The organism is Scleromatobacter humisilvae, assembly GCF_023231945.1.
Classification (GTDB): Bacteria; Pseudomonadota; Gammaproteobacteria; order Burkholderiales; family Burkholderiaceae_C; genus Scleromatobacter; species Scleromatobacter humisilvae.
This window is the reverse complement of sequence record NZ_JAJLJH010000010.1, coordinates 31,917-58,655: the sequence shown is the minus strand read 5'-3', so window position 1 is coordinate 58,655 and position 26,739 is coordinate 31,917. Positions and strand designations below refer to the sequence as shown.

At 70.9% G+C, this 26,739-nt stretch carries 23 protein-coding genes; 5 read left to right on the top strand and 18 right to left on the bottom strand.

Going from position 1 to position 26,739, the window contains the following annotated elements:
* Positions 1 to 120: 120 nt before the first annotated feature.
* A complete protein-coding gene (gene yiaA, locus LPC04_RS23755) occupies positions 121 to 528 on the top strand; it encodes an inner membrane protein YiaA (RefSeq protein ID WP_275684791.1) in 408 nt (135 codons plus the stop codon).
* Positions 529 to 541: 13 nt separating this feature from the next.
* Here the strand turns inward: yiaA and LPC04_RS23750 are convergent, their stop codons facing one another.
* The 12 genes from LPC04_RS23750 to lepB all read right to left on the bottom strand — a co-directional run bounded on the left by LPC04_RS23750 (position 542) and on the right by lepB (position 14,411).
* Positions 542 to 922: a hypothetical protein gene (locus LPC04_RS23750; RefSeq protein WP_275684790.1), complete on the bottom strand. Its 381-nt coding sequence runs from the start codon at positions 920 to 922 to the stop codon at positions 542 to 544.
* A gap of 70 nt (positions 923 to 992) precedes the next feature.
* On the bottom strand, positions 993 to 2,705 hold the full coding sequence (locus LPC04_RS23745; protein ID WP_275684789.1) for a M14 family metallopeptidase: 1,713 nt from the start codon (positions 2,703 to 2,705) through the stop codon (positions 993 to 995).
* A gap of 45 nt (positions 2,706 to 2,750) precedes the next feature.
* Positions 2,751 to 3,263 (bottom strand): hypothetical protein, encoded by a 513-nt coding sequence (locus tag LPC04_RS23740; RefSeq protein WP_275684788.1) that lies wholly within the window; start codon positions 3,261 to 3,263, stop codon positions 2,751 to 2,753.
* Between the two features lie 4 nt (positions 3,264 to 3,267).
* Entirely contained in the window at positions 3,268 to 4,086 is an 819-nt protein-coding gene (locus LPC04_RS23735; protein ID WP_275684943.1) for an FAD:protein FMN transferase, read from the bottom strand.
* Between the two features lie 25 nt (positions 4,087 to 4,111).
* Complete coding sequence (locus tag LPC04_RS23730; RefSeq protein WP_275684787.1) at positions 4,112 to 4,687, bottom strand: FMN-binding protein; 576 nt, start codon at positions 4,685 to 4,687, stop codon at positions 4,112 to 4,114.
* A 123-nt stretch (positions 4,688 to 4,810) separates the two neighbouring features.
* Positions 4,811 to 5,665 carry a hypothetical protein gene (locus LPC04_RS23725; protein WP_275684786.1) on the bottom strand — a complete coding sequence of 285 codons (855 nt, stop codon included), beginning with the start codon at positions 5,663 to 5,665 and terminating at the stop codon, positions 4,811 to 4,813.
* A gap of 233 nt (positions 5,666 to 5,898) precedes the next feature.
* Positions 5,899 to 6,678 carry a class II glutamine amidotransferase gene (locus LPC04_RS23720; RefSeq protein WP_275684785.1) on the bottom strand — a complete coding sequence of 260 codons (780 nt, stop codon included), beginning with the start codon at positions 6,676 to 6,678 and terminating at the stop codon, positions 5,899 to 5,901.
* A gap of 59 nt (positions 6,679 to 6,737) precedes the next feature.
* Complete coding sequence (locus tag LPC04_RS23715) at positions 6,738 to 7,979, bottom strand: NAD(P)/FAD-dependent oxidoreductase (protein WP_275684784.1); 1,242 nt, start codon at positions 7,977 to 7,979, stop codon at positions 6,738 to 6,740.
* A gap of 42 nt (positions 7,980 to 8,021) precedes the next feature.
* Positions 8,022 to 10,154, bottom strand: a complete 2,133-nt coding sequence (locus LPC04_RS23710) for a GGDEF domain-containing protein (protein WP_275684942.1) — start codon at positions 10,152 to 10,154, stop codon at positions 8,022 to 8,024.
* Positions 10,154 to 12,250 (bottom strand): tetratricopeptide repeat-containing diguanylate cyclase, encoded by a 2,097-nt coding sequence (locus LPC04_RS23705; protein WP_275684783.1) that lies wholly within the window; start codon positions 12,248 to 12,250, stop codon positions 10,154 to 10,156. The genes LPC04_RS23710 and LPC04_RS23705 overlap by 1 nt, the downstream gene beginning before the upstream one ends.
* 203 nt (positions 12,251 to 12,453) lie before the next feature.
* Positions 12,454 to 13,746 carry a glycosyltransferase gene (locus LPC04_RS23700; RefSeq protein ID WP_275684782.1) on the bottom strand — a complete coding sequence of 431 codons (1,293 nt, stop codon included), beginning with the start codon at positions 13,744 to 13,746 and terminating at the stop codon, positions 12,454 to 12,456.
* A complete protein-coding gene (gene lepB / locus LPC04_RS23695) occupies positions 13,743 to 14,411 on the bottom strand; it encodes a signal peptidase I (RefSeq protein WP_275684781.1) in 669 nt (222 codons plus the stop codon). The genes LPC04_RS23700 and lepB overlap by 4 nt, the downstream gene beginning before the upstream one ends.
* Before the next feature lie 217 nt (positions 14,412 to 14,628).
* Between lepB and LPC04_RS23690 the strand changes: the two genes are divergently transcribed.
* On the top strand, positions 14,629 to 15,666 hold the full coding sequence (locus LPC04_RS23690) for a CAP domain-containing protein (protein ID WP_275684780.1): 1,038 nt from the start codon (positions 14,629 to 14,631) through the stop codon (positions 15,664 to 15,666).
* Here the strand turns inward: LPC04_RS23690 and LPC04_RS23685 are convergent.
* From LPC04_RS23685 to LPC04_RS23675, 3 genes are read right to left on the bottom strand one after another with little or no spacing between them, the layout of a single operon-like run.
* Positions 15,647 to 17,413 (bottom strand): ABC transporter ATP-binding protein, encoded by a 1,767-nt coding sequence (locus LPC04_RS23685; protein ID WP_275684779.1) that lies wholly within the window; start codon positions 17,411 to 17,413, stop codon positions 15,647 to 15,649. The genes LPC04_RS23690 and LPC04_RS23685 overlap by 20 nt on opposite strands.
* Positions 17,410 to 18,498 (bottom strand): ABC transporter permease, encoded by a 1,089-nt coding sequence (locus LPC04_RS23680; RefSeq protein ID WP_275684778.1) that lies wholly within the window; start codon positions 18,496 to 18,498, stop codon positions 17,410 to 17,412. The genes LPC04_RS23685 and LPC04_RS23680 overlap by 4 nt, the downstream gene beginning before the upstream one ends.
* Positions 18,495 to 19,433, bottom strand: a complete 939-nt coding sequence (locus LPC04_RS23675; protein ID WP_275684777.1) for an ABC transporter permease — start codon at positions 19,431 to 19,433, stop codon at positions 18,495 to 18,497. The genes LPC04_RS23680 and LPC04_RS23675 overlap by 4 nt, the downstream gene beginning before the upstream one ends.
* 113 nt (positions 19,434 to 19,546) lie before the next feature.
* Between LPC04_RS23675 and LPC04_RS23670 the strand changes: the two genes are divergently transcribed.
* Complete coding sequence (locus tag LPC04_RS23670; protein ID WP_275684776.1) at positions 19,547 to 21,367, top strand: ABC transporter substrate-binding protein; 1,821 nt, start codon at positions 19,547 to 19,549, stop codon at positions 21,365 to 21,367.
* 480 nt (positions 21,368 to 21,847) lie between these two features.
* Here the strand turns inward: LPC04_RS23670 and LPC04_RS23665 are convergent, their stop codons facing one another.
* Together LPC04_RS23665 and LPC04_RS23660 are read right to left on the bottom strand one after the other, a co-directional pair.
* Positions 21,848 to 22,141, bottom strand: coding sequence for a hypothetical protein (locus tag LPC04_RS23665; RefSeq protein WP_275684775.1), 294 nt, complete (start codon positions 22,139 to 22,141; stop codon positions 21,848 to 21,850).
* A gap of 102 nt (positions 22,142 to 22,243) precedes the next feature.
* Positions 22,244 to 22,624, bottom strand: coding sequence for a hypothetical protein (locus tag LPC04_RS23660; protein ID WP_275684774.1), 381 nt, complete (start codon positions 22,622 to 22,624; stop codon positions 22,244 to 22,246).
* 195 nt (positions 22,625 to 22,819) lie between these two features.
* On the opposite strand from LPC04_RS23660, the gene LPC04_RS23655 reads away from it, so the two are divergent.
* The gene (locus LPC04_RS23655) at positions 22,820 to 24,277 is read left to right on the top strand and encodes a tetratricopeptide repeat protein (protein WP_275684773.1); all 1,458 of its coding nucleotides are present in this window, start codon (positions 22,820 to 22,822) and stop codon (positions 24,275 to 24,277) included.
* Positions 24,278 to 24,347: 70 nt separating this feature from the next.
* Here the strand turns inward: LPC04_RS23655 and LPC04_RS23650 are convergent, their stop codons facing one another.
* On the bottom strand, positions 24,348 to 25,127 hold the full coding sequence (locus tag LPC04_RS23650; RefSeq protein ID WP_275684772.1) for an SPFH domain-containing protein: 780 nt from the start codon (positions 25,125 to 25,127) through the stop codon (positions 24,348 to 24,350).
* A 135-nt stretch (positions 25,128 to 25,262) separates the two neighbouring features.
* Here LPC04_RS23650 and LPC04_RS23645 point away from each other — a divergent pair, with 135 nt between their 5' ends.
* The gene (locus LPC04_RS23645) at positions 25,263 to 26,720 is read left to right on the top strand and encodes a tetratricopeptide repeat protein (protein ID WP_275684771.1); all 1,458 of its coding nucleotides are present in this window, start codon (positions 25,263 to 25,265) and stop codon (positions 26,718 to 26,720) included.
* Positions 26,721 to 26,739 lie beyond the last annotated feature (19 nt).

Genomic DNA, 26,739 nt, shown 5'->3' with positions numbered 1-26,739 from the left:
TTCACGCAATCCCGCCTCGGAGGGTGGAACGGCGGCCCGGCGCGCGGCGAGAATGCGCCCACGCCGAGGCGCCCAAGCGCCCGGCGATTCCAGACCAACGTTTCTTGAGGGAGAACCAGCATGAACACGAACCCGCACAAGCCGACCGCCGCCTTCGTCGGCGCCTCCTGGACGGCCCTGCTGGCCGGCGCCGGCGCCTACCTGTTCGGCCTGTGGAACACCGACATGCAGTTGAACGAGAAGGGCTACTACCTCACGTTGCTTCTGTACGGCCTGTTCGCCGCGGTGTCCCTGCAGAAGACCGTGCGCGACAAGCTCGAGGGCGTGCCCGTCACCGGCCTGTACACGGCACTGTGCTGGTTCTCGATGGCGGTCACGATCACGCTGATGGCGATCGGCCTCTACAACGCCAAGCTCGCGCTGTCCGAAAAGGGCTTCTACGGCATGGCCTTCCTGCTGGCGCTGTTCGCGACGATCGCGATCCAGAAGAACGTGCGCGACTCGCACGCCGCCGCGGCGACGCACTGAGCCGCGCGCCGCGTCAGACGGATTGAACCGGCCCCGTGTCGATCGGCACGTGGCGCATCATCTCCTTGACGTGCAGCGCCGAGCCGAGCGCGGTGAACAGCAGGATCACGGCGATCAGGCCGGCGAACAGGTACTGCAGGATCACCATCAGCAGCCCGCGCAGGTAGGTGGTGTCGAGGATCAGCATGAACCCGAGCGGCGCCACGAAGAAGGCGAGCAGGCCGCTGTTGCGGAACATGTGCACGGCCACGCCCACGATCAGCGACGACACGATGATGGCCAGCAGGCTCGCCCAGAACCCGGTGCGGCGCGCGCCGACGATGCGCGCGGCGATCATCACGGGGACGACCGTCACCAGCAGGACGATCAGGACAACGACGAGGAACATCAACATGGCGGGACTTCTTTCCGGGAAGTGATGGGGGCGGCGGCGGGCCGCGGCGACATTGTCGCGCGGCGCGCGCTCAGCCCAGCGTGATCGATGCGCGCACCGCGCCGGCGCGATCGGCGCGCGCGTCCACGGTGACGACGCCGCCCTTGGTGCCGCGCACGATCCATTCCTGCAGGGCGCGGTCGGCGGTGACGTCGCGATCGGGCAGGAAGGCCTGAAGCGAGCTGCGCGGCGCGTGGCCCTCGAGATGCGCGCCGACCTCGCGCGCCTTGCCGCTGACCAGCGTCGCGCCCTCAGGCAGCGCGATCTCGAAGACGGTGCCGCGCACGACCTGGCGCTCCTTCGCCCGATGCGTCACATACGCCGGCAGGTATCCCGCGTTGCCGACCGCCAGTCGCACGCGCCAGGTGTCACCGTCGCCGGAGTGGCCGACGGGCTCGCAGGTCGCCTGCAGGATCTCGAGTTTCGGCAGCGACAAGGCGAGCTGCGTCAGCCAGGCCGGAAAGCGCGCGGCCTCGCGCTCTCGCAGCTGCGGCGGCGGGTTGCGCCAGAAGTTCATGCGATCCCAGCCGCCGATCTCGACCGGGCCCAGCTGCGGATGAACGAAGGGCTTCCAGTCGACGTGCGCCTTGCCGCCGCACTGCTCGTCGCTCCACTTCAGCAGCTTCAGGTCGTCCTCGGGCGGATGGTCGCGGTACCAGTGGATCCAGTCGTACTTGTCGATGCCGGCTTCCTTGTTCGGCGCCCAGATCTCGACCGTCCAGCACAGCGCGCCCTGGTGCTCGTAGAGCCAGTCCTGCGTACCGGTGATGACTTCCTTCGGGTGGTACTTGAAGTCGTGGAAGCCACTGATGGCCGGATACCCCGTGAGGTTCGCGCCGATGTCCGACAGGCGCTTGATCATCCAGAGATCCTCCGGTGTCATGTCGTCGTCGGACGTCGTGCCCATCGGCCGCAGGATCACGCCGCTGTGCGTGTGGAAGCTGACCGCCGCGCCGATGTTGGGATGCGCGACGCAGAAGTCCACCATCGTGCGCACCTCGGGCTCGCTGGTCGGATACGGGCCGGCGCCGACCTGCTCGAACTCCTGGCGCCACAGCGACGGGAAGTTGCGGTTCAGGTCCAGTCCCTCGCGGTCGCGGTTGACGCGCACGTTCACGCCGTCCCAGGCCTTGATCGTGCCTTCGGGGATGACGCGGAAATACTCGCCGCCGATCTCGCCCGGCTCGCGCGCGACCATCAGGCGCGGCTCCTGCGGATGCTTCCTGTACGTGCCGTGCGGATCGGCGATGCGCATGTAGAGCACGCGGCCGTCGCCGTCGACGTCCTCCATCGTCATGCCGTCGGGGGGCTCCTCGTCGAACGGGTAGCCGCGCGTGGACGAACGGATGAAGCGCGGCACGTCGGCCAGCGCGAGTTCGGCGCCGTCGGGATTCAGGCGCGGCACGAGGTAGACGACGCGGGTGTCGAGCAGGTGCGCCAGGCGCGTGTCGGTCGCCTCGTTGGACAGCACGTGGTGCAGGTAGTAGAGCGCCGCGGTGCACGCGGTGAGTTCGGCGGCGTGGATGTTGCCGTCGATCCAGAACGCGGGCTTGGTCGTGTCGGCGCCGGTGGACCTGCGCGTCAGCACCAGCAGCCAGATGTCGCGCCCTTCGTGGCTCCTGCCGATCGAGCGCAGTTCGACGACGTCGGGGCGCGCGGCCGCGTAGGCTTGCAACAGGGCCGTCAGGTCGGCGTGGCGCGGGAAGCGGCTGAAGTCGGGTGTCGGCAGGTCGGAAGCGGTCATGGCGCGGACGTTGACGTGGATCGCTGCATTCTCCGCCGGGCGGCCTCAGTGGCGTAGCCGGGCAATCCAGTGCCACAGCAACGCGATGGCCAGCGCGAGGCCCAGCACCCAGTGCGTCACCGACAGCCACGCGTGCGCCTCTTCCGGCGCGTACTGCAGGCCGATGGCCGAGCCGAGCAGCACGGCCAGCGCGCCCACCATCGCCACGCCGCTGACGGTGCGCGCGCGGCCGTGGCGGATGGCGCGCGCCGAGCCGACGCGGCGCCGGTGCGCTCGACGGCGGCGTCGCACCGCGCGCCACGCCGGGCGCACGTGCACCTGCCAGACGACGCCGCCCACCAGCGTCGTGCACCAGGCGATCGCGCCGTGCGCGCGCAGCAGCCAGGCCACCATCGGATGCGGCTGCGGGCCGAACGGTGTCTGTTGAAGCCAGACGTCGTGGCCGAGCAGCCAGGCGACGCCCGTCGCCATCAGCAGGACGCAGCCCCAGACCAGTGCGTGCCGCGCGCGCCGGCCCTGGCCGTGGGCGACGAGGGGGGCGTCGTCGTCGAGGTTCATGCCGTCACCCCTGCCACACGCTGCCGTCCGCGCGCACGACGAGCGCGCGCGCGCGGGCGCGGCGCAGCAAGGTGCCCGCGCGCTCGCCCTCTTGCCAGACGATCTTGGTCAGCGCATCGGCGGCGCAGGCGGTCGGTGCGAGCACCGTCACCGAGCGCGGCGCCGGCGCGTCGCCGGCCTCCACCTCGCGGCGCGCGACCTGGCCGCTGGCGCTGGTCGCGCACGCCGAGTCGCGCAGCGCGGCCACGGGCCACAGCTCGGAGGCGTCGAACGGCGAGCGCACCAGCACGGTCTCCTCGAGCGTGCCGAACACGCGCAGGTCGCCGCCGGCGTTGACGACGCCGCTGTGCACGCCGGCGCGGCGCAGCCTGGCCACGGCCAGATCGACCGCGTAGCCCTTGGCGATGCCGCCGAAGTCGAGCCAGACGGGCGCGTGCACGAGCACGTCGTGGCCGTCGACCTCCAGCGCGTCCTCGAACGCGACCTCGCCGGGCGGCGTGGCGTCGTCGGGCTCCGGCAGCCAGCCGCGCGCCACCGCCTGCGGCGCGCAGCCGGCGTCGAACGCGCCGTCGCTGAGACGTGCCCAGCGCAGCGCGCTCTTGAGCACGGCGACGGTGTGCGGATGCAGCGCGACGCGTTCGCCGGCGCGCGCGCGTGCGATGCGGCGCACGTCGCTGCCGGCCTCGTGGAAGCTCATGCGCGCATGCACCTGGGCGATGGCGTCGAAGGCGGCGTCGGCGGCGACGTCGAAGGCCGTGGCGCTCGCGCCCTGCGCGCGCACCTCCACCAGCGTGCCCAGCAGCGGCCGCGCCTGCCGGCGCATCACGGCGTGGCCGCCTTCGAGCGCGTCACGCCGCGGCCTTCACGCCGATCGGATGCCTGGCGGCCCAGGCAACCAGGCGATGCACGCCCTCGGTGACGTGCGTGCAGCTGAGCGTGGCGCCGCTGATGTTGGCGATGTCCGAGCCGATGCGCAGCGGATCGGCCGCCGTCTTGCCCACGAACTGGTTGCGCCAGCCGGGCATGCGCACCTCGCCGCCGTGGCCCTCGCGGTAGGCCAGGATCTCGACGGCCAGCACCTTGCCGCTCGCATCGAGCGCGACGGCGTAGTCGATCTGCTCGAACTTGCCGACGACCGAGTCGACCAGCACGCGGCCCAGCACCGCGTCCCCCTGGCGCGCCTCGATCGTGCGCATCGCGCCGTGCGGCGCGGCACCGGGCGCGGCCAGCGCGGCGGCGTCCTCGGGCGAGGGCGCGACCAGCACGTCGGCGAAGGCCGTCGCCGACTTGAACGCGCGATGGGCGACGTCGTCGGCGGTGCCGTAGGTGGCCGCGCAGACGCTGGCCGGCACGGCGGCCGCGAGCAGCGTGCCCGCGAGCGCGTTCGCGCCGGAAGGAAGGGAGAGCCAGCGATGCCTAGTCATGGGGATCCGGAGGTTGAGCCCCATTTTAATGCGAATGGTTCTCATCTTCGGCGAGGCTGTCGCGGGATGAGGTGCGGAACTCGATTCGAAGCGCGGAGGGGTGTTCCGTCGTCGCTCACGGTGTCAGAGCGGCTCGACGTGGCCAGTCCGAACGTTGTAGACCGGCAGCCCGCGGATGGCTTCCAGACGCTGGGTGCCCTCGAGGTAGTTCAGGCGACCCGCGCCGTCCCGGCTCTCGCGGAACTTCGATTCCACGAACCCCGCCTCCGCAGTCGTCTCTCGCACGGTGTCGTTCAGCTTGTCGCGACGCACGAAGTACGCGTTGTTCCCTGCGCTGTTGCAGCCGATGAAGGCGTAGCCCTTCTGCGCGGCCAGGTCACACAAGGCAAGCAGCGACGCGCCCCCGTACAGAAACGAGTGATGCGCCTTGCCGCGCTGGAAGGCGGGATCGTACGGCACGGTGATCGCCCGCTCGCTTCCGAAGACGCTGTTGAACTCGATGATGCATACGACCGGAGCGCTGGTGGTCGCCTTCCACACCCAGTAGTCCATGCCGTCGATGTCGATGTGCAGGATCCCGATGGGCTCAGCCGGCAGGAACCGGTCGACATTCTCGGCGTCGATGAACGCCACCTCCGCGCGCAGGCTGTGGCGCCAGAAGTAGTCCGACGACTTGATTCGCTCGATGTTGGCCGCCGAGCCATCCATCGCCAGCCCTGACCAGTTGTTGTTGACCAGCAGGAAGCGGGTGTTGGACTCGAGATAGTCCTCCACACCGAACTCGACAAACGTCTTGTCGGGAAACTCGAGGTTGTGCACGAGCCACTGGATGATGCCGTCGTCGCCGAACTGGGAGAACACGCGGAACTCCGCCTCGTGGAGGTTCTTCTTCGAACGCACCATGTCGCTCGCGAGTCGGCCCAGCAGCAGCGCGTTGTCGTCCACGCGCTTCTGGGTATGCCGCAGGATGCGCGGCAAGGACCTGAGCTTTCCGATGATCGACATGCACCATTCCCGTTGTTTCCTGGCGGCAAATATTAGTCGATCAAGCCGGAGGCGCCAGGCGACCGCAACGAGTCGCTGGCGGCCGTCACGATCAAGACTCCCCGCGCCCGCAAGCCTCCGGGCAGCCGCCGTTTCCAGGCCGACGCACTCCCGCCGGCACCGACCTTGCTCGCGGTGCCGGACCTGTCGCCTGCCGGGAGGCATTCCTAGCGTGCCATCTCCGCGCACTGCCGCGTCGCGACCTCGCCGCAGGTGAACGTCATCAGCTGCCCGGCGCGCATCGCCTGCCAGGGCTCGTTGCGCGTCAGCGGCTCGGTGGCGACGATGGCGACGCGGTCGCCCGGGCCGGTGTGGGCGGCGAAGTCGACCATCACGTCCTTGTCGGCCAGCACCGGCGCGCCGAACGGGTGCTCGCGCACGACGTAGTGCAGGTTCGTGGAGCAGTGCGCCCACAGCGCCTGCCCGTTGGACAGCAGCATGTTGAACGTGCCGTGGCGATGCAGCTGCGGCAGCAGCTCGGACAGCGTGTTGGACAGCTCCTCGATCGCCGGCATGCCCGCATGGGCCTTGGCGATCTCCTGCATCAGCCAGCAGAACGCGTGCTCGCTGTCGGTCTCGCCCACCGGGCGGAAGGTGGCGTGCAGGCGCGGGCGGAAGTCCTTCAGGTCGCCGTTGTGCGCGAAGACCCAGTAGCGGCCCCACAGCTCGCGCATGAACGGATGCGTGTTCTCCAGCGCGATGCGGCCCTGCGTGGCCTTGCGGATGTGGGCGACGATGTTGTCCGAGCGGATCGGGTAGCCCTTGACCAGCTCCGCCACCGGCGAATGGCGCGCGCTGTGCTGGTCGACGAACAGCCGCAGGCCGCGATCCTCGAAGAAGGCGATGCCGAAGCCGTCCTTGTGCTCGTCCGCCCGCGTGGCCAGCCCCGTGAAGCTGAACATCGCGTCGGTCGGCGTGTTGGCGTTCATGCCGAGCAGTTGACACATGCCCCAAGCATACGCGCCGCCAAATTCGGATGGCGCGTGTCGATCCTCGCTGCGTGCCGTCAGGCGCCCGGAAACAACACTCGCACGATGCCGCGCACGCTCACCAGGTTGCCGGGATTGCTGGTCTCCTCCAGCACGCCCGCCATGCGGCGCAGCAGGCGTTCGCTCTTCCGGGCGCGCCAGATCAGCAGGTCGGCCAGCCAGGGATGGGCGTTGACGCGGTTGGCGCGTTCGTAGAGATCGAAGCGCGGCTGCAGCGCGGCGAGCGCGGCCTCATAGCGCGTGCGTACGTCGTCGGCCGTGCCCGCCGGCACGCCGCCGGGCGCGGCCAGCAGCGTCTCGGCGGCGAGCAGGCCCGTCTCGTAGGCCTTGCCGATGCCCTCGCCGGTGAACGAGTACGTGCTACCCGCGGCCTCGCCGGTGACCAGCAGCCCGGGCCGGCTGTAGCGCGCGCCGGCCAGCGAGCAGCGCAGCGGCGCGCCCTTGAGGTCGCCCTCGAGCGTGCCGGTGCGCATCAGCTCGCGCGCCGGCTCGTAGTGGGCGCAGAAGGCCTCGAAGACCTTGCGCAGGTTGACGTCCTTCATCTTCGCGGGCTCGCCGTCGCGCGCGGGATGGCTGTGCGCGATGCCCACGCCGATGTTGAAGCGGCCGCCGGGTGCCGGGAAGATCCAGCCATAGCCCGGGGTCAGGCTCTTGTGCCAGACCACCTCGAGCGCCTTGATCCTGCCGACCATCGCGTCGTTCTTCACGTAGCCGCGCAGCGCGATGCCGCTGGGCGTGCGGCGCTTGCACATGTCGGCCGCCTGCAGCGCCTGCGGCACGGCGCCGGTGGCCAGCACGACCCAGCGCGCGCGCGTCTCGCGAACGACGTCGCCCTGCTTCAGCCGCGCGCCGACGACCACGTCGCCCTCGACGACCGCCGCCTCGAAGCGCCACGGCGTGCGCAGCTTCGCGCCAGCGCGCACGGCGGCGCGGCAGACGATGTCGTCCAGCTCGCGCCGCGGCAGCACGGCCACGGTGCCGGGGACGTCGATGCGTCCGCCGCGCGGGCCGATGCAGGCCACGTGGCGCGAGGCCTCGGCCGCGGCCATCACCTCGTCGTACACGCCCAGGCGCCGCAGCGCGTGGTGGGCATCGGGGATCAGGCCGTCGCCGCAGACCTTGTCGCGCGGGAAATCGTGTTGATCGACGAGCACGACATCGACGCCGGCGCGCGCGAGCCACAGGGCGCAGGCAGCGCCGGCGGGACCGGCGCCGACCACGAGGACGTCGCAGTGGGAAGGGAGATCGGCATTCGACATAGGTGGGCGATTATCCCTGCCGCCCGAACGCTGCCTGGCTCCTCAGGTCAGGTCCAGCGAAGGGCGCAAGCTCCCGGCCGCCGCGCTCGGCCGCTCCGGAGCAAGGCCGGCCCCTCTCGGGGGGTGGCCGCCGTCGGCGGCCGGGGGCTCAGGTGACACGCGCAGCGTGACGCGGCCGTCGTGGCGCGCCTGCGCGATGTCGGCCTCGACCTCGCGCAGCGCCTCGCTGCTGACCGCCGTGGTGCGGACGATGCCGACGGCGCAGTTGCGGCCCTGGTTCTTGGCGGTGTAGAGCGACAGGTCGGCCAGGTTGACCGCCTGCTCCCACGTGACCTGCACGTGGCTGGCCGGCAGCGGGAAGGCGGCGTAGCCGATCGACACGGTCGTCTCGATGGCCGTGCCGTTGTCCAGCATCACCGGCGCCTGGTTCATCGCCAGGCGCACTCGCTCGGCGAGCAGGTCGAGCTCGGCGCCGTCGACGTTGGGCGCGAACACGAGGAACTCCTCGCCGCCCCAGCGCGCCACCAGGTCGTCGCCGCGCATCGCGGCGCTGAGCCGGCGCGCGACCTCCACCAGCACGCGGTCGCCCGCGGCGTGGCCGTAGTGGTCGTTGACGCGCTTGAAGTGGTCGACGTCCACCATCAGCAGCGCGCCCTTGAAGGCCCGCTCGCCGCCGCGCACGCGCATCACCTCGCGGAACTGGCGCCGGTTGGCCAGGCCCGTCAGCGCGTCGCGCTCGCTGTGCGCGCGCAGCAGCGCCTCGTGCTTGACCAGCGTGCGATTGAGCTCGCGCATGCGGCGATACATCATCAGCGCCAGCACGCCCAGCAGCACCAGCGCGGCGCCGGCGAACATCCACAGCCGGCGCGTGAGCGACTGGTTGGCCAGCTCGGCCGACTTCAGCAGGTTGTCGCGCCCCAGCAGCTCGATGCGGCGCTTCTGCGAATCCTGGTCGTAGCGCGCGCGCAGCTCCGCCTCGGCCGCGGCCTTGTTGGCGGCGCGGATCTCCTTGGACAGCGCATCTTCCTTGTGGAACAGGTCGATCGCGCCGGCGGTGTCGCCCGCCTTGGCGAGCGCGTCGCTGAACTCGCGCAAGGCCTCCTGGCGCTGGCCGGGGCCGGTGTCCTTCTGCCACAGCTCCAGCACGTGGGCCATCTCGACCTTCGCCTCGGCGACGCGGTGCAGCGCCAGCTTGGCCAGCGTGGCGTTGTGCAGCAGCAGGCGCTCGGTGCGGAAGTCGCGGTGCTGCTTGGCCACCGGCAGCGCGAGGTCGATCGCGGCGAGGGCGTCGGCTGGACGGCCCTCGTGGATGTAGGCGTCGGCCAGGTTGGCGCGCAGCAGCATCGCCGGGCGCTTCAGTCCGGCGGCGTTGGCGGCGACGAGTGCGGCCTCGTAGTCGCGCTGCACGGCCTCGGGCTGCTGGCGCCTGAAGTGCAGCAGGCCGCCGAGCACCGCCACGCGCACCTGGACCCAGGGAGAGCCGTCCATCCGCGCGACGTGCTGCGCCTGCGCCATCAGCCGGTTCGCGGTGACCGAATCGGCGTTGGCCTCCGCCTGCAGCGCGCCGATGCCCAGCGAGATCGCCTCGCGCGGACGGTCGCCCGCGCGGTGAGCGACGTCGACCATGGTCTGTGCGTAGGACGCCGCCACGACGGAGTTGCCCTGGTCGGCGGCGCCGCGCTGCGCGAGATCCAGCGCGCGCCACCATTCGCGATAGTCGCAGTCGCTGGCCGGTCTCGCGTTGGGCGCGCACAGCTCGGCGAAGGTGGAGAGGGCCGCGCGCGCCTGCTGGTACGAGGCCTCGTTGTGGCCGCCGTTGACCTCGATCTCGGCGCGCACCAGGTGGGCGTCGGCCTCCGCCAGCGGGTCGGACCTGCCGAGCGCCCCCAGCGCCGCGACCTGCTGCATCGCCTCGGCGTTGAGGCCGTTGCGCGCCTCGACGATGCCGACGCTGGCGATCGCGGTGCGGCGCAGCAGCGGCGAGCCCGCGGCGTCCGTGCTGGACAGCTCGGTGATGGAGTCGATCGCGGTCTGCGGCGTCTCGTCGCCGCGGCGCACGAGGTTGTCGATCAGCTCGACCAGCCCGCTCGCATCGGCGCGCGCCGGGCCGGCCGCGCACGCGGCGCTCGCGCCGAACGCGAGGACGACGGCCAGCACGACGCCGCGCGCGCGCATCACGACGCCACCTCCGCGCCCGTCGCCGGCGCATGCCGGGGCTCGGGCGCGCGCGGGATCGTCGTCAGCGCGCCGCGCACCGCGGGCCCGTGCTGGAAGCGCAGCTCGACGCGCCCGTCGCGCACCGATTTCTCCAGCTGCGCGATGATCTCCTCGACGTCGCCCGTGTTCGCGGCGTCGACCCGCAGGATGCTGCAGGCGCCGTTGCGGCCGTGCGCCTTGGCCATGTACATCGCGGTGTCGACCAGCGAGATCGCGCGCTCCCAGTTGACGTCGAGGTCGGCCTGCGGCGTGGACGTGCGCAGCGGGAACAGCCCGAAGCCGATCGATGCCGACACCGGCACCGGCCGGCCTTCGTGAAGCACCGGGGCGTCGGCGAGCGCGCACAGCAGGCGCTGCGCGAGCGCTTCGGCCTCGAGCTGCGGCAGCGGGCGCACCAGCACCAGGAATTCCTCGCCACCCCAGCGCACGACCAGGTCGTCGTCGCGCAGCACGTGGCGCAGCCGGCGCGCGATCTCCACCAGCACGGTGTCGCCGCCGGCGTGGCCGCACTGGTCGTTGATCTGCTTGAAGTGGTCGACGTCGAGCAGATACAGCGTGCCCTCGAGGCCGCGGCCCGGGCGCTCGGCCATCACGGTCTGCAGGTGATGGCGGTTCGACAGGCCGGTGAGCGGGTCGATCTCGGCCTGCAGGCGCAGCTGCTCGTTGCTGACCGACAGCATCTGGTTGCGCACGCGCAGCCGGCGCGCGAGCACGGCCACGACGGCCAGCAGCAGCAGGCAGGCGACGCCCGCGGCCGTCCACTGCTTGATCTGCAGCTCGTGGTGGCGGATCTCCTCGTCCTTCAGCTTGCCTTCGCGCGAGAGCATGTCCAGCTCGTGCTGGCGGCTCTCGTTGGCGAAGCTCTCCTGCAGCTCGATCAGCGCGCGCTGGCGATCCTGCTGGTTGAGCTCGTCGGACATCTGGCGGTACTGGTGGTAGGCGACCAGCGCGTCGTCGAGATAGCCGGCGCGCTCCAGGTAGCCGCCCAGCTCGAACTGCGAGTCGGACAGGTTCGTCGCCGTGCCCGAGCGCTCGTCGATGCTGGCGGACTCGCGCACCATCGGCAGGCCCTCGTCCTTGCGCTTCATGCCGATCAGCGCCAGGCCGGTGTTGGCGAGCGCCACGCTCTGCGCGGGCAGGTCGTTGGCCTCGAGGGCCGGCGGCAGCGCCCGCTGCGACAGGTCGTAGGCGGTCCGGAAGTCGCCGTGCGTGAGGTAGTAGTCGGCGATGTTGGCCATGCCGACGGCGATCTGGTGCCGGTTGCCGCCGCGGCGCGCGTGTTCGAGGGCAGCGCGCCAGTCGGCCAGCACGGTGCCGGAGTCCTCTCCGCGGCTGCCCTGGATGGCGCGCGTGGTGTAGGCCGCGGAGATGCCGTATTCGTCGGCCGAGTCGGTCGCCAGCCGCATCTGCTCGCGCGCGAGCTCGGCGGCCTTGTCGGTCTGGCCGGCGTCGAACAGCACGCCGGCGATCAGCGTGCGCAGGTCGATCCGGCGCCACATCGGCCCGGTCTGGTCGGCCAGCTTGAGCGCCTGGTTGTAGCGCATCATGGCCTCGTCGTAGTGGCCGCCGCGGTTCTTCACGAAGGCGGAGCTCATCAACAAGCGCAGCCGCAGGTAGTCCGGCGGACTGGCCGGCAGCAGCGCCGAGGCCTCGATGATCTGGCGCTCGGCCTTGCTGACCTCGCCGTGCGACTGCATCCACTGGCCGCGCAGCAGCATGGCCGACGGCCGGGCCAGCGGCACGCGCTCGGACAAGGCCTCGATGCGGGCGGCGATCTGCTCGACCTGCTCGCTGCGGTTCAGTCCGACGTACTCGGAGCCCACCTCCAGCAGCGTCTCGAGATAGCGGGGATCGTCGACGCGCAGCGTGGAGGCGTAGCGCAGCAGCTCCACCGTGGCGATCTCGGGCTGTGCGCGGCCGACGAATTGCAGGCGGCCGAGTTCGTCGGCCGGCAGCGCGGCGGACGGCTGGGCCGGGGCCGACGCGGCATCGGCCCGGGCGGGCCGCGCCAGCAGCAGTTGCAGGGCCAGCAGGATGCCCGCCGCCGCGGCCATGGCGATGCCCGACGCGCGACGTGGCGCGGCGTGGACAGCCAGTGGCGGGAGGCGGCCGCGGCCGCTCCGGCGAAGGTTTTGAAGGGGCATCGGAGTGTTTATCGGAGGATTCTGGGCGCGATTGAGCCTCGACGATCCGGTCCGGAGCCGAGGATTCCCCAAACAATTCGCGCTTGCGGCGCGCGCAGCGCCGAAATGCGGCTTTATGCCGCCGGCGGCGCGAGTTCGAGCAGCCGCTCGACCTGGGCGCCCAGGTCGTGTGCCGCGTCCGCCGCGCAGCGCGCCGCGGCGCGGGCGCAGCCGGCGCGGATCGCCTCCGACGCCAGCAAGCGGCACAGCGCGGCCGCGAGCGCGCGCGGACGCGCCCCGGCGGCGCCGCCCGCGACCTTCGCCCCGGCGCCCAGCGCCACCACGCGGGCGGCGTTGTCGAACTGGTCGTACGCCAGCGGCACGATGACCTGCGGCACGCCGGCGCGCAGCGCCTCGGCGGTGGTGCCGATGCCGCCGTGGTGCACCAGCGCCGCGCTGCGCGGCAGCAGCGTGCGCAGCGCCACGTACGGCAGCCACAGCATGTCGCGCGGCAGCGCGGCGGGCACCTGCGCGCGATGCGGCGTCAGCAGCACGGCGCGCCGGCCCACTCGCTGCGCGGCTTGCACGGCGCGCGCGAGCCAGCGATCCGCCTGGCGGTTGCCGCTGCCGGGCGTGAGGATCAACGGCGCGCTGCCGTCGTCCAGGAACTGTTCGAGTTCGGGCGGCAGCGCGGCCTCGACGTGCGGGTCATGGAGCGCGAACACGCCCTCGGACAGCGGCCGCGGCCAGTCCGGCGCCGTCGGCGTGAACCAGGGCGGGAACAGCGTCAGGTGGGCGTCGGAGACGCCCTGCAGGTGCTCGATGAAATGGCGGATCGGCGCCAGGCCGTAGCGGGCGTGCATCGCGTTGACGTCGGCCACGGTCACCGGATCGACGACGCCGGCGTCGACGCGCCGCCACAGCCAGCGTCGCCAGGCGAGCGGCACCCAGCGCGGCATGGGCAGTGGCCCGAAGGTCATCGGATCGTGCACCGTGCGCAGGTTGGCCGGCGCCAGCCACGCGGCGACGATGCGCAGACCCGGCCGGCGCGCCCGCGCCAGCGCGGCGCCGAGCAGCGCGAGCGGATGGGCGAGCATGACGACGGGCTCGTCGGCCGGCAGCGTCGCGACGATGTCGGGCAGCAGGTCCTCGTTGCCGCGCATGCTCTCCCACAGCACGCGAAAGCCCTTGCTCGGGTGCCAGACGTCGGGATGGTCCATCGCCGCGTGGAACGCCTCGACGGTGCCCAGCGGCCGGAACGGCAGCCCGGCGCGCGCCACGACGTCGGCATGCACCGGCGGCGCCAGCAGCGTGACGCGATGACCGCGCGAGCGCAGCGCCGTCGCGATGCGCAGGAACGGATAAAGGTCGCCGGCGGTGCCGACGGCGACGACCAGGACGTGGGGACGCGGGTTGGGAAGGTTCAATCGAGCGACTTGCCGACGCGGTCCAGCCGCGGGTGCCAGTGATCGAGGATGTCGGCCGACACCACGATGTGGTTGGCCTTGCCGATCAGCAGCTCGCGGGGCACGACGCCGATGTAGCGCGAGTCCTCGCTGTTGTCGCGATTGTCGCCCAGCATGAAGTAGTGGCCGGGCGGCACCGTCAGCGGCGCCATGTCGCGCCGCGCGCGCACCTGCGGCAGGAACTGCACGGCGCGCTCGCTGCCGGCCAGGTGCTCGGTGGCGTGCACCGACTCCAGCGTGCGGCCCGGCGCGACCGGGTCGGGCGCGGCCCAGGTGGCGTCGTAGCGGGCGACGACGCCGTTGACGGTGAGCTTGTCGCCATGCATCTCGATGCGGTCGCCCGGCACGCCGACGATGCGCTTGATCAGCCGCGTGCCGTCGCGCGGCGACGAGAAGGTGACGATGTCCCCGCGCTGCGGATCGCCCAGCGGCGCGACGACGATGTCGGTGAACGGCAGCTTGACGTTGTAGGCGAGCCGGTTGACGAAGACGACGTCGCCTTCGAGCAGCGTGGGCCGCATGGAGCCGGACGGGATCGGGTTCCAGTCGGCGACGGCCGTGCGGAACACGCCCAGGCACAGCACGAACACGATGAAGCCCTTGTTCTCGGCCAGCCAGTTCTTCATGTCTCGGTCTCCATTCGGTTTTGCGGGAAGTCGACGGTGGACTCGACCGTGGTGCAACAGTTCCATCGATCGGACATTGTTGGCACGCGGCGCATGCACGCGAAATGGAAACGTCGAGTAAATGTGACGGGACGGGCCTGTCGAGCGGCGAAAATGCAGGCCGGCAGCGCGGCGCCCGCATGCGTGCGCCCGCTCATCCCCCTGCTTGTCGTCGTCGATGCATTCACTCAAAGTCCTGTTCGCCCTGGCCGCGGCCTCCACTCTCGTTGCCTGCGGTGGGGGCGGCGGCGGCGATTCGCCCGCCCCGCCGCCGCCCGCGCCGGCCCCGCCGACCCAGGCGCCGGCGGTCGGCACCAACGGCACGCTGCAGACCAGCGTGGCCGCCGCCACCTACACCGATGCGCGCCGGCTCGCCGCCTTCAACCAGCTCAACGCCGTGCGCCAGGGCGCCGGTGCCGGCCTGCTGGCGCAGTCGACGGCGCTCGACACCTCCGCGCTGGACCACGCGAACTACCTGACCGTCAACGGCTACAACAGCGCCGACTCGGCGCACGACGAGACGTCCGGCCTGGCCGACTTCAGCGGCGCCAACCCGTTCGTGCGCATGCAGAACGCGGGCTACGACTACTCGTACGCCACCGAGGTGATCGGCGACATCGGCTCGTCGTCGGCCAGCAGCGATTGCGTCGGCGACCTGCTCGACACCGTCTACCACGCCGCCTCGATGCTGAGCCGCGTCACCGACGTCGGCTTCGGCTTCGGCAGCGGTGCCGCGGCGGGCATGTGCACGATCGACATGGCCTCGCCGCTGAACGGCGGCGGCTCGAAGCAGATCCCGCCGTCGGGCGCGATTGTCGCCTATCCGTACAGCGGCGCCACCGTCGCGCACGGTACCTTCCACGTGTCCAACGAGAGCCCGCGCGTGTCGACGGCGCTGCTGCCCAATGCGACCGCGGGCACGCCGGTGGTCGTCGGCTTCCGCAACCAGGACGTGGTCGCGGGCGGCACGGTCGCGATCACCCAGTGGGCCATCGCCAACGCGGCCGGCACGACCTTGCCCAGCATCGTGATCGCGGGCCCGGGCGTCAGCGGCAGCGGGGTGTCGGCCGACGCGGAACTCGCGTCCGACTTCGCGGTGCTCGTCCCCGTCAGCCCGCTGGCCGCCGGCACCTACACGGTGACGCTGCACGCGACGATCAGCGGCGGCCAGGCGCTGGCGCTGACCACGTGGTCGTTCACGGTCGCGGCGCAATAGCCTCCGGGGCCGCCCGCACCGACGTCGCCGGCCCCTGCGCGACCGCGCCGATCAGGCGCCGCGTGTAGTCCTCCTGCGGATGCGCCAGCAGCGTCTCGGTGCGCCGGTGCTCGACGACGCGGCCGTCCTTCATCACCATCACGTCGTCGGCCATGAAGCGCACCACGGCGAGGTCGTGGCTGATGAAGACGTAGGCGAGGCCCAGTTCGTCCTGCAGGTCCTTCAGCAGGTTGAGCACCTGCGCCTGCACGGACACGTCCAGCGCCGCGACGGCCTCGTCCAGCACCAGCACGTCGGGCGACAGCGTGAGGGCGCGCGCGATGGCGATGCGCTGGCGCTGGCCGCCGGAGAACTCGTGCGGGTACTTGTGCATCGCGTCGACGTCCAGCCCCACGCGCACCAGCCAGTCGCGGGCCTTGCGTTCGCGCGCGGGGCCGTCGATGCCGATGCCGTGGATCGTCATCGGCTCGACCAGCGTCTGGCCGATCGTGAAGCGCGGGTTGAGCGATTCGTACGGGTTCTGGAACACGATCTGGATGCGGCGCCGCATCGCGAGCCGGTCGGCCGGCGCGAGCGCGAGCAGGTCGTGGCCGTGGAACAGCACGCGGCCGGACAGCGGGCCGCTGGCCACGTCGTGCAGCCGCAGCAGCGTCAGGCCCATCGTCGTCTTGCCCGAACCCGATTCGCCCACCACGCCCAGCGTGTGGCCGCGGCGCAGCGTGAAGCGCACGTCCTGCACCGCCTTGAACTCGCCGCGGCCGACGAGCCCGCTGCGCAGCCAGAAGCTCTTGGACAGGCCGTCGACCTGCAGCACCACCGGGTCGTCGTCGTCGGCGCGGCGCGGGTTCAGGTCGACGTCGACGCCGCGCACAGGCGTCGCGATCTCGGCCTCCGCCAGCACGTCGTCGATGACCGTGAGCCTTCGCGGGCGCTCGTCCAGCCGCGGCCGGCAGGCTAGCAACGCCTTCGTGTAGGCGTCCTTGGGCGAGTTGAACAGCTCGCCGACCGAGCCGCGCTCGCGCACCGTGCCCTGGCGCATCACGACGATCTGCTGCGCCACTTCGCCGACCAGCGAGAGGTCGTGGCTGATGAACAGCATCGCCAGCCCGCGCTGCGCCTGCAGGCGCGCGAGCAGCTCGAGGAGCTGGCGCTGGATGGTGACGTCGAGCGCCGTGGTGGGCTCGTCGGCGATCAGCAGCTGCGGCTCGCAGGCCAGCGCCATCGCGATCATCACGCGCTGCTGCTGGCCGCCCGAGAGCTGGTGCGGATAGGCATCGAGCCTGCGCTGCGGCTCCGCGATGCCGACCTCGGCCAGCAGCTCCTGTGCGCGCCGGCGCGCCGCGGGCCGACTCATCAACAGGTGCTTGCGCAGCGGCTCGGCGATCTGCTCGCCGATCGTCAGCACCGGGTTGAGCGACGACATCGGATCCTGGAACACGCAGGCGATCTCGTGCCCGCGCAGGCGCTGCATGTGCGCGCGCGGGGCCCGCAGCAGGTCGTCGCCGCGCCACAGCACGCGGCCCGAGCACTCGGCGTTGCGCGGCAGCAGCTGCACCAGCGCCATCGCGGTGACGCTCTTGCCGGAGCCCGACTCGCCGACGATGGCGACGGTGGTGTCGACTGGCACCTCGAAGCTGACGCCCTGCTCGCCGCGCCCGACCGCCTCGACGCGATGCGCGCGTCCATCGGCGTCGTGCAGGCGGAACGCGACCTGCAGGTTCTCGACCTTCAGCAGCGGCGCCGTCATCGCATGCCTCGCAAGCGAGGATCCAGGGCATCGCGCCACGCGTCCGCCATCAGCGAGAAGGCCGTGACGAACACCGCCATCGCGATCGTCGCGGCCGCCAGCTGCCACCAGTGGCCCAGGATCAGCTCGCTCTGCGACTCGGCCAGCATCGTGCCCCAGCTCACCTGGTCGGTCCTCACGCCCAGCCCGAGGTAGGACAGGATCACCTCGGCCTTGATGAAGTTGACGACCAGCAGCGACATGCGCGCCAGGATCACGTGGCTCACGTTGGGCAGGATGTGGCGGAACATGCGCGCGCCGGCGCCGGCGCCGATCGCCTCCGCCGCGAGCACGTATTCGCGCCGCGAATGCTTGATGAACTCGGCGCGCACCTGGCGGTACTGGCCGGTCCAGCCGGTCAGGCCCATGATCAGCACCAGCGTCGAGATGCCGCGCCCGAACACCGCCGCGAAGGCGAAGAACAGCAGGATCTCCGGCACCGCGGTCAGCACGTTGTAGACCCACTCGACGAGGTCGCCGACGCGCCCGCCGAAGAAGCCCGCGATCGCGCCCAGCGACGCGCCGATCAGCGTGGCCACGATGGCCGCGAGCACGCCCACCGACACCGAGATCTGCGTGCCCTTGAGCGCCTTGGCCAGCACGTCGCGCCCGAGCCGGTCGCCGCCGAACGGCAGCGTCGCGGCGAGCGGCCGCGCCTGCGCGTGATCCTTCGCGGCGCGCGCGTCCCACTCGCGGTAGCGCGGCGCGAGCGGGTCGACGTCGGCGATGTCGACCCGGGCCGACGAGGCGGCCGTCGCGGGCAGCGCGACGACGGGCTGCTCGGGCACGCCGGGTCCCAGGAACGTCGGCCGGGCGTCGGGCACGCCGACCTCGTCCTGCCAGTGGCGCGCGACCAGCCCGCTGCCGGTGCAGGCGATCAACAACGCGTACGCGACGACGATCGCCAGCGACACGACGCCCACGCCGTCGCGCCGGAAGCGCCGCCAGGCCGAGCGCCAGACGCCGTCGGCGCGGCGCGCCGGCAGCGGCTCGGCCAGCACCGGGATCAGCGTCGGCGCGAAGTCTGGCGTGTCGGTGCCACTCATCGCAGCACGACCCGCGGATCGACCGCGCGATACGACAGGTCGACGGCGAGATTGGCCAGCATCGTCAGCATCGCCACGTAGATCGTCACGGCCTGGATCACCGGATAGTCGCTGCGATTGACGGCCAGCAGCACCTCGCGGCCGATGCCGGGGATCGAGAAATAGACCTCGATCAGGAACGAGCCGATCAGCACGCCCGGCAGCGCGAGGCCGACGTTGGTGAGGATGGGGATCAGCGCGTTGCGCAGCACGTGGCGGAACAGCACGGCCGGCTCGGTCAGGCCCTTGGCGCGCGCGGTGCGCACGTAGTCGTGGCCCAGCTCGTCGAGGAAGTAGCTGCGGTACAGGCGCGTCTGCGGCGACAGCCCCACCAGCACCGCGAGCAGCACCGGCAGCGGCGCGTAGACGCCGAGGTTGGTCCAGGTGCTGTCGCTCCAGCCCTGCACCGGGAACCACCCGAGCTGGAAGCCGAACACGTACTGGCCGACGATCACGTAGACGAGGAACGAGATCGACAGCGCCACCGTCGTGCCCACCATGATCGCGCGGTCGGTCAGCGAGCCGCGCGCGTAGGCCACGCCGAGTGCGATCGGGATCGCGATCAGCGTGTCGAGGACGAGGATCGGGATCGTCACCGTGAGCGTGGCCGGCAGCCGCGTGGCCATCAGGTGCGCGATGGTCTCGTTGGTCGCCCAGCTGCGGCCCCAGTCGAAGGTGACGATACCCTTGACGAACAGCCACAACTGCACCCACCACGGCTCGCCCAGCCCGAGCTGCTGGCGGATCTCCGCGATCTGGCGCGGCGTCGCGTCGAGGCCGGCGAGCGTCTGCGCCGGATCCATGCCGAACTTTCGGAACAGGAAGAAGACGAGCAGCACCACGCCCAGGAGCGTGGGGATCATCTGCCAGAGCCGTCGGAGGAGGTAGGCGAACATCGGTGGGACGAACCGCGGAAGTCGCGAGTTTAGGGGTTGTAGACTCCGCAGTCGCCTGGATCCAGTGCGTTTTCCCGGCAGCGTCAACTTCACCACAAGGCTTCGTGTCGCCCGTGCGCTCGTCGATCCGTCGTTGCTGGCCGCTCGCCGCCGTTGCGCTTGCCGGGGGCCTGGCCGCCGCGTCCGCGTTCGCCCAGGCGCCCGCGCCGCACAAGGTGTTGCGCTATTCGCTGGAGCGCGCCGAGACCGGGTTCGACCCGGCGCAGACGCCCGACGCCTACTCGCGCGAGATCATCGACAACATCATCGAGCCGCCCCTGCGCTACGACCTGCTGGCGCGCCCGGCCCGCCTGCGCGTGGCCACGGCGGCGGCGCTGCCGCAGATGTCGGCCGACTTCCGCGAGCTCACGCTGAAGATCCGCCCCGGCATCTTCTTCGCCGACGACCCCGCCTTCCACGGCCGCGTCCGCGAGCTGACCGCTGCCGACTACGCCTACTCGCTGCGGCGCCACTTCGACCCGCGCCTGCACAGCGTGGCCTATGCCGACCTGCTGGCCGACGACATCCTCGGCCTGCAGGCGCTGCGCGAGCGCGCGCTGAGCCGCGACCAGCCGTTCGATTACGACTCGCCGGTCGAGGGCCTGGCGGTGGTCGACCGCTACACGCTGCGCATCCGCTTCGGCCATCCGAGCCCGCGCTTCCCGCTCAAGCTCGCCGAGTCGATCTACGCCGGCGCGATCGCGCGCGAGGTGGCCGAGACCTACGGCGACGCGATCATGGAGCACCCGGTGGGCACCGGCCCGTACCGGCTGGTGCAGTGGCGGCGCTCGTCGTTCATCGCGCTGGAACGCAACCCGCGCTTTCGCGACGAGTTCTACGACGAGCAGCCCGACGCCGGCGACGCCGACGGCCAGGCCACCGCCGCGCGGCTGCACGGACGGCGCGAGCCGATGATCGACCGCGTGGAGGTGTCCATCATCGAGGAGCCGCAGCCCTCGTGGCTCGCCTACGTCGGCGGCGCGTTCGATCTCACGTTGGTGCCTTATGAGTTCGCCCCCGACGCCGCGCCCGGCGGGCGCCTCGCGCCCAACCTCGCGAAGCGCGGCATGCGGCTGCACCTGGTGTCGCAGCCCGACGTGACCTACACGTACTTCAACATGGACGACCCGGTCGTCGGCGGCTACACGCCCGAGCGCGTGGCGCTGCGCCGCGCGATTGCGCTTGGCTACGACAACGCCGAGGAGATCCGCCTGCTGCGCAAGCCGCTGGCGATTCCCGCGCAGGGGCTGGTCGCGCCGCTCGTCGCCGGCTACGACCCGTCGCTGCGCACCAACATGAGCGACTACGACCCGGTGCGCGCGCGGGCGCTGCTCGATCTGTACGGCTACGTCGACGTCAACGGCGACGGCTACCGCGAGCGCCCGAACGGCGGCGCGCTGGTGCTGCACATGGCCACGCAGCCGGACACCTCGTCGCGCCAGTTGAACGAGCTGTGGCAGAAGAAGATGGAGGCGATCGGCATCCGCATCGTCTTCGAGCGCCGGCCCTGGCCCGAGCAGATGAAGCAGGCGCGCGCCGGCAAGCTGCAGATGTGGACGCTGGGCGGCTCCTCCGACGAGCCCGACCCCGAAGACCTGCTCGCGCTGGCCTACGGCCCGAGCAAGGGCGAGGGCAACTGGTCGCGCTTCGACCTGCCCGAGTACAACGCCGACTTCCGCCGCGTCCAGGAACTGCCCGACGGCCCCGAGCGCCAGGCCGCGATCGCGCAGGCGCAGAAGCTGCTGCTCGCCTACATGCCGATGAAGACGCACCTGCACCGCGTGCGGCTGGTGCTGACGCAGCCGTGGCTGGAGGGCTATCCGGCCAACCCCTTCGTCAACGGGTACTGGCGGTTCCTCGACATCGACGCGGCAAGGCGGCCGGCGACGCAGTGACGGCAGGTTCTCGGGGCGGAATTCCCTGGCGTGGCACCCACGCCGGCTGCTGACGGCCCCGCTGCGCCCTGTCCGAGCGGGAAATTTCCTGCTCGAGGAGGCGTCGACGGAGCTCCGAGCGCCATCGCCGTACCTTTTTGGGGCATCGATCCCGTCCGAGAACCAACTTTCGCGCTCCGAGGGGCACTTTCGCGGATCGGAGCGAGGACGCTGCAGCGGCCGAGGTCGGCGCCGAAGTGGCGTGCGGGGCGATTGGCGTTCGTTTGAACCGGTCATCCCGGCGCGGCGGCGAGAGCGGCTTGGCCGTTGGGTCCGGGAGGGTGGCGAGGCGACCGCTTCCCGCGTCGCGATCGGCGGCTGGCGACCCGTTGCGGCAATCGGCCCGTGTGAATCGGCTGCCGCCAAGCGGTACTTGCAGGGCGGGTTACGCCTTCGGCCAACCCGCCCTACCGGGATCTGCCATCCGATGGTTAGCCACAGTCATGGAAGCAGGTGCGCGAGCGAGAGCACGAACGCCATTGCGATGGCTCCTGCAAGGAACAAGGCAATGCGCTTGATCAGCGACGGCTCGAACATCCAGTTTCCCTCCATGTCCTCCTTCTTGACGCCGAATACGAAGTAGTAGGCGGGCACCGCGATCATCAGCACCAGGACGCAGAGGCAAACGCTGCCGGACGCGTCGTGTCGGTCGGCAAGCGGGCCAAGCAGGTAGCCGGCTGTCGTCGCGCCGATGCCTGTGACTGCCGCAGTATTGTTCGACGCGTTAGGCCTCATATCGTCTCCAGTCGGCCGGACAGAAGGTCCTGCAATCTACCCGGCCTCTCTCGACGTCGCGCCTCGATCGTCGGCGGCATTCGCATGCACAGGCCGCCCACCTCAGCGACCTCGACGCTGCTCGATCCTGAGCCCCACGAAGCAGCTCAGCGGCCACGACAGGAGCCACGACAACCAGTACCAGTGCGGCCAGCCGGTGTTCCAGTTCGGGATCGTCGAGGCGATGCCCAGGAGCTCGCCCAGGATCATGAACGCCAGCACATGGCGGGACTTTGGCGCGGGCGCGAAGCGGGCGCAGAGCCAGGCGCACAGGATCGAGATGGCGATGAACAGCGCCGTGCTGGCCAGGAGCGCTGTCTGCGACGGCACCCGGCCGTGCACGAAGTCGCCGGGGAAGAGCGCCGACAGCAGCGGATCGCTGCACAACACGAGGACGATCGACAGCATGTAGCTGCCGACGACGACGAGGATCGACTTGAGCATGGCGGCCATCCTTGCGGCGGATGCGCCGCATGGTCGATCAGGCTAGCAGCGGTCGCGCGGCGCGCACAGGCGGCTTTCCCGGTGGCGCGCGCCGGCGCAGCGCCTTGCGGCGACGCGCGCGTCTGGCAACATGGCCGTCGCGCGCATGGCGCTGACAACAATCGGGCGGACGACGATCCGCCTCGGGAGGACATCATGAAGACTCGCCACGCATGGGCCTGGAGAGCCTGGCTGCTGGTGGCGCTGCTGGCCGCGAGCGGATCGTCGTGGGCCGTCGACCTGCAGGCCGGGGTGCCGGCTCTGCGCGCCGATGTCGTGGTCCTGGACGACACCGGCATGCGGCCGGACGAACTCGACGAGTTCCAGCGCCAGCCTCCCGCCGAACGCCGCCGACGCGCCGACGCCATCCTGGCGCTGCGGCCCCAGGCCACCGGCGTGCGCTTTCTGCGCTTGCAGGCGGACGACGCTTTGGCGGATTTTCCGGGCATGCTCGCGGACAGCGAGCTTGTCCTGGCGGATTCCGCGATCGACCGTCGGCTGCGCAAGATCGTGCTGGTCACGCGTGCCGAGGCCTTGATCCAGGCGCAGCGAGCGGCTGAGGCGATCCCGCTGGCCAGCCAGGCGATCGAGATCGTCCCAACGGATTCGAATGCCTGGTTCGCGCGCGGCTGGGCGCGCTACCAGGTGGATCAAGACCGGACGGACGACGCCCTCGCGGACCTGGACCGCGCGTTGCAGCTCGAGCCCGACGAGGGCGTCGGACGCTACCGGCGCGCGGTCGTTCTGGCGTCGCGCGGCGCCCTGGATCGCGCCGCCCAGGACTACGAGCGGGCCGTGCAACTCGTGCCGGAGGACGAGCCCGCACGGCGGGAATATGGCGTGCTGTTGATCGAGCGCGGTGCCCCCGAGGCCGCGCTGGCCCAGTTCGAGGTCGCCCTGCGCCTGCGGCCGGGCGATCCGTCAGCGTGGGTCGGGCGCGAGCACGCGCACCTCGTGCTCAAGCGCTTCGACGACGTGGTGGCCGACGCCCGCGAGGCCATGGCGTTGGGCGGCACCGACAGCGACCTGGCCAACGCGCACTCGTACCTGGCGACGGCACTATGGAAGAAGTCGGACTTCGCCGGTGCAGCCCGCGAATTCCAGAGCGTGCTGGCGTTCACCGACGATCACAGGATCGCAAAAAGCGTGGGACAAATGCAATGGTTTTCCGGCCAACTGCCGCAAGCCATCCAGACATTCCGCGGGCAGGTGACGTGGCCGGATTCCAATCCGTACACGCTGCTCTATCTGTTCATCCTGCAAGTGCATGTCGATCCCGCCGCCGAAGCCGCGGCGACCGCCGAACTCGCATCGCTGGCCACGCCGCATCAGCCGCACGAGTGGGGTGACACGTTGGTCGACCTGGTGCTGGGACGAACCACGCTGGCCGCGACGCTGGTCGAGGCCGATGCGGCGGACACGGACCGCCTGCGGGCAGGGCACCGATGCGAGGCCGACTACTTCGCCGCGGAACGACTGCTGTTGCACGGGCAGCGCGAGGCGGCGAGCGGCCTGCTCGAGGAGGCGCACTCGGTCTGCCCTTCGACGTACATCGAGGCTCAGGCAGTGGCCGCGGAGCGGCAGCGGCTCGCCGCGCAGTCGCCGTCGCACTGAGCGCACGAGACTCGGCCGGCTGATCGCGCGCAGGACGCCGCGACGATTCACCGTCCGATCGGGCTGGCGATCAGGCTGCAGCCGACGTCGAGCCCCGCCCCTGCTGGCCGAGCACCTGGTTCAACGTCTGCGCCAGCGACACGAAGTCCGACGGAATCATCAGCACGGTGGTGCTGTTGTTCTCCGCACCGACCTCGGAGATCATCTGCATGCGCCGCAGCTCCAGCGCCGCCGGGTTCTGCATCATCTGCGCGGCGGCCGCGGACAGCTTGATCGATGCCTCGGACTCGGCTTCCGCCTTGATCAGGCGCGCGCGCTTCTCGCGGATCGCCTCGGCCTGCATCGCCATCACCTGCTGCATCGCGGCGGGGAGCTCGACGTCCTTCATCTCGAAGCGCTGGACCTCGAGTCCCCAGACTTCGGTGGAGGCGGCGATGCTGTCGCGAAGCAACTCGTTGATCTTGTCGCGCTGCTGCAGCACTTCGTCGAGGTCGTGCTGGCCGATGATGTTGCGCAGGCCGGTCAGCGCGAGCTGGTAGACGGCGGCGTGCGCGTCCGCGACCTCGATCACCGAGCGCGCCGCGTCGACGATGCGGTACCACAGCACGGCGTTGACCTTGATCGTGACGCTGTCGCGCGTGATGGTCTCCTGCTGCTCGGCCGAGACGGTCAGCGTGCGGACGTCGATCGTCGTCGCGCGCTCGATGCCGAAGGGAATGATCCAGTACAGGCCGGGCCCGCGCAGGCCGACGTAGCGGCCGAGGCGCAGGATGACGCCGCGCTGGTACTCCTGCGCGATGCGCAGGCCGGACAGCAGCGCGACCAGGATGAGAGCGATGACGGGAAACATGGTCGAACCTCGATTTCTTTGCGGTTGGTTGGCCTCCAGTGTTGGCGCGGTCGCGTATGAAACGCATAAGGAACGTGCGGCGATCGCGACGACGACAATGCCTGGTCGGACGACGATCCGTCTCGGGAGGACATCATGAGAACTCGCCGCACTTCGGCTTGGGGAGCCTGGCTGCTGGCCGCGGTGCTGGCCGCGAGCGGCCCGTCTGGGGCCGCCGACCTGCAGGCCGGGCAGCCGGATCCTGCGGACGATCGGGTGCCCTTGGGGGACACCGGCATGAGCGCGGAGGAACTGAAGGATTTCAACGGCCAGTCGCTGGACGAAAAGCGCCGGCGCCTGGATGTCATCCTGGCAGGGCATCCCACGGCCATCGGCGCGCGCTTCCTGCGCCTGCAGGCGGACGATCAGCTGGCGGACTTTCCCGCGATGCTCGCGGACAGCGAACCTTTGCTCGCCGATTCCACGTTCGATCGCCGATTGCGCGAGATCGCGCTGGTCATTCGTGCCGGGGCGCTGATCCAGGTGCGGCGGCCGGCCGAGGCGATCGTTGCGGCCAGCGAGGCGCTCGACATCGACCCCACGGACTCCGACGCCTTGTTCGATCGTGGCTGGGCGCGATACCACGCCGATCACGGTCAGGTGGCGGCCGCGCTGGCCGATCTGGACCGCGCATTGCAACTCGATCCCACGCAGGGCATCGGCTATTTCCGGCGAGCGACGATCTACCAGGAGCAGCGCCAGTACGACCGCGCGGAGAAGGACTTCGACCGCGCGCTGCAGTTCGCGCCGGACGACGTGCCCACGCATCTGCAATACGGCCAGATGCTGATCGAGGTACACGAGTTCGAGCGTGCGCGGGCGCAGTTCGATGCCGTGGTGCGCTTGGCGCCGGACTATTCGGCCGGATGGAACTGGCGAGCGGGCGCGGAAGTGTCGCTGGGCCAACTGGACCAGGCCTTCGCCGACGCGAACCGGGCCATCGAGACCAGCGTCTCGAAAGCCAGCATCGCCGACGGGCACAGCACGCTCGCCGACGTCCTCGAGCACAAGCACGACATCGCCGGTGCCATCAGCGAGTACAAGCGCGCGCTGGCCATCGACCCCGACTTTCTGATAGCAGTCAGGCTCGCGCGCCTGCAGCGGGACGACGGCCCGTTCGCGCAACTGGTCGACGCCTATCGCGAGCGAGCCGTCGAGCCGGGCGCCAGCCCCTACGCCTCGCTCCGGCTGTTCGTCGTGCGAATGCGGGCGCGTCCGGCGGATGAGGCAGCCGCGGGCGCCGAGCTCGCCCGGCTCGTGCCGGCGCACGCACCGCATGCGTGGGTCGACACGCTGGTCACGCTCATGCAGGGCCAATCGACGCTCGAGGCTGCGCTGGCCGAAGCGGACGCCGCGCCGACCGACCGGCTGCGCAAGGGCCAGCGATGCGAAGCGGACTACTACAGCGCGGAACTGCGCCTGGCCCGCGGCCAGGACGGGGCCGCGGGCCACCTGCTCGAGGAGGCGGCCGCCGTCTGCCCGGCGACGTACGACGAAGCCGACGCCGTCGACGTGGAGCAGCGCCAGCTCGCCGCCAAGGTGGCGGCGCATTGAACGTCGCCGCGACCTGCGG

Bases quoted from the DNA above. Each gene is read 5' to 3' on its own strand.
- LPC04_RS23685 (WP_275684779.1), bottom strand. From the start codon at position 17,413: ATGACGGCGCCGCTGCTGAAGGTCGAGAACCTGCAGGTCGCGTTCCGC.
- LPC04_RS23650 (WP_275684772.1), bottom strand. From the start codon at position 25,127: ATGTTTCCCGTCATCGCTCTCATCCTGGTCGCGCTGCTGTCCGGCCTG.
- LPC04_RS23745 (WP_275684789.1), bottom strand. From the start codon at position 2,705: ATGACCGCTTCCGACCTGCCGACACCCGACTTCAGCCGCTTCCCGCGC.
- LPC04_RS23750 (WP_275684790.1), bottom strand. From the start codon at position 922: ATGTTGATGTTCCTCGTCGTTGTCCTGATCGTCCTGCTGGTGACGGTC.
- LPC04_RS23730 (WP_275684787.1), bottom strand. From the start codon at position 4,687: ATGACTAGGCATCGCTGGCTCTCCCTTCCTTCCGGCGCGAACGCGCTC.
- LPC04_RS23735 (WP_275684943.1), bottom strand. From the start codon at position 4,086: ATGCGCCGGCAGGCGCGGCCGCTGCTGGGCACGCTGGTGGAGGTGCGC.
- LPC04_RS23710 (WP_275684942.1), bottom strand. From the start codon at position 10,154: ATGCGCGCGCGCGGCGTCGTGCTGGCCGTCGTCCTCGCGTTCGGCGCG.
- lepB (WP_275684781.1), bottom strand. From the start codon at position 14,411: ATGAAGAACTGGCTGGCCGAGAACAAGGGCTTCATCGTGTTCGTGCTG.
- LPC04_RS23655 (WP_275684773.1), top strand. From the start codon at position 22,820: ATGAAGACTCGCCACGCATGGGCCTGGAGAGCCTGGCTGCTGGTGGCG.
- LPC04_RS23660 (WP_275684774.1), bottom strand. From the start codon at position 22,624: ATGCTCAAGTCGATCCTCGTCGTCGTCGGCAGCTACATGCTGTCGATC.
- LPC04_RS23690 (WP_275684780.1), top strand. From the start codon at position 14,629: ATGCATTCACTCAAAGTCCTGTTCGCCCTGGCCGCGGCCTCCACTCTC.
- LPC04_RS23665 (WP_275684775.1), bottom strand. From the start codon at position 22,141: ATGAGGCCTAACGCGTCGAACAATACTGCGGCAGTCACAGGCATCGGC.
- LPC04_RS23740 (WP_275684788.1), bottom strand. From the start codon at position 3,263: ATGAACCTCGACGACGACGCCCCCCTCGTCGCCCACGGCCAGGGCCGG.
- LPC04_RS23715 (WP_275684784.1), bottom strand. From the start codon at position 7,979: ATGTCGAATGCCGATCTCCCTTCCCACTGCGACGTCCTCGTGGTCGGC.
- LPC04_RS23680 (WP_275684778.1), bottom strand. From the start codon at position 18,498: ATGAGTGGCACCGACACGCCAGACTTCGCGCCGACGCTGATCCCGGTG.
- LPC04_RS23705 (WP_275684783.1), bottom strand. From the start codon at position 12,250: ATGGCCGCGGCGGCGGGCATCCTGCTGGCCCTGCAACTGCTGCTGGCG.
- yiaA (WP_275684791.1), top strand. From the start codon at position 121: ATGAACACGAACCCGCACAAGCCGACCGCCGCCTTCGTCGGCGCCTCC.
- LPC04_RS23720 (WP_275684785.1), bottom strand. From the start codon at position 6,678: ATGTGTCAACTGCTCGGCATGAACGCCAACACGCCGACCGACGCGATG.
- LPC04_RS23645 (WP_275684771.1), top strand. From the start codon at position 25,263: ATGAGAACTCGCCGCACTTCGGCTTGGGGAGCCTGGCTGCTGGCCGCG.
- LPC04_RS23675 (WP_275684777.1), bottom strand. From the start codon at position 19,433: ATGTTCGCCTACCTCCTCCGACGGCTCTGGCAGATGATCCCCACGCTC.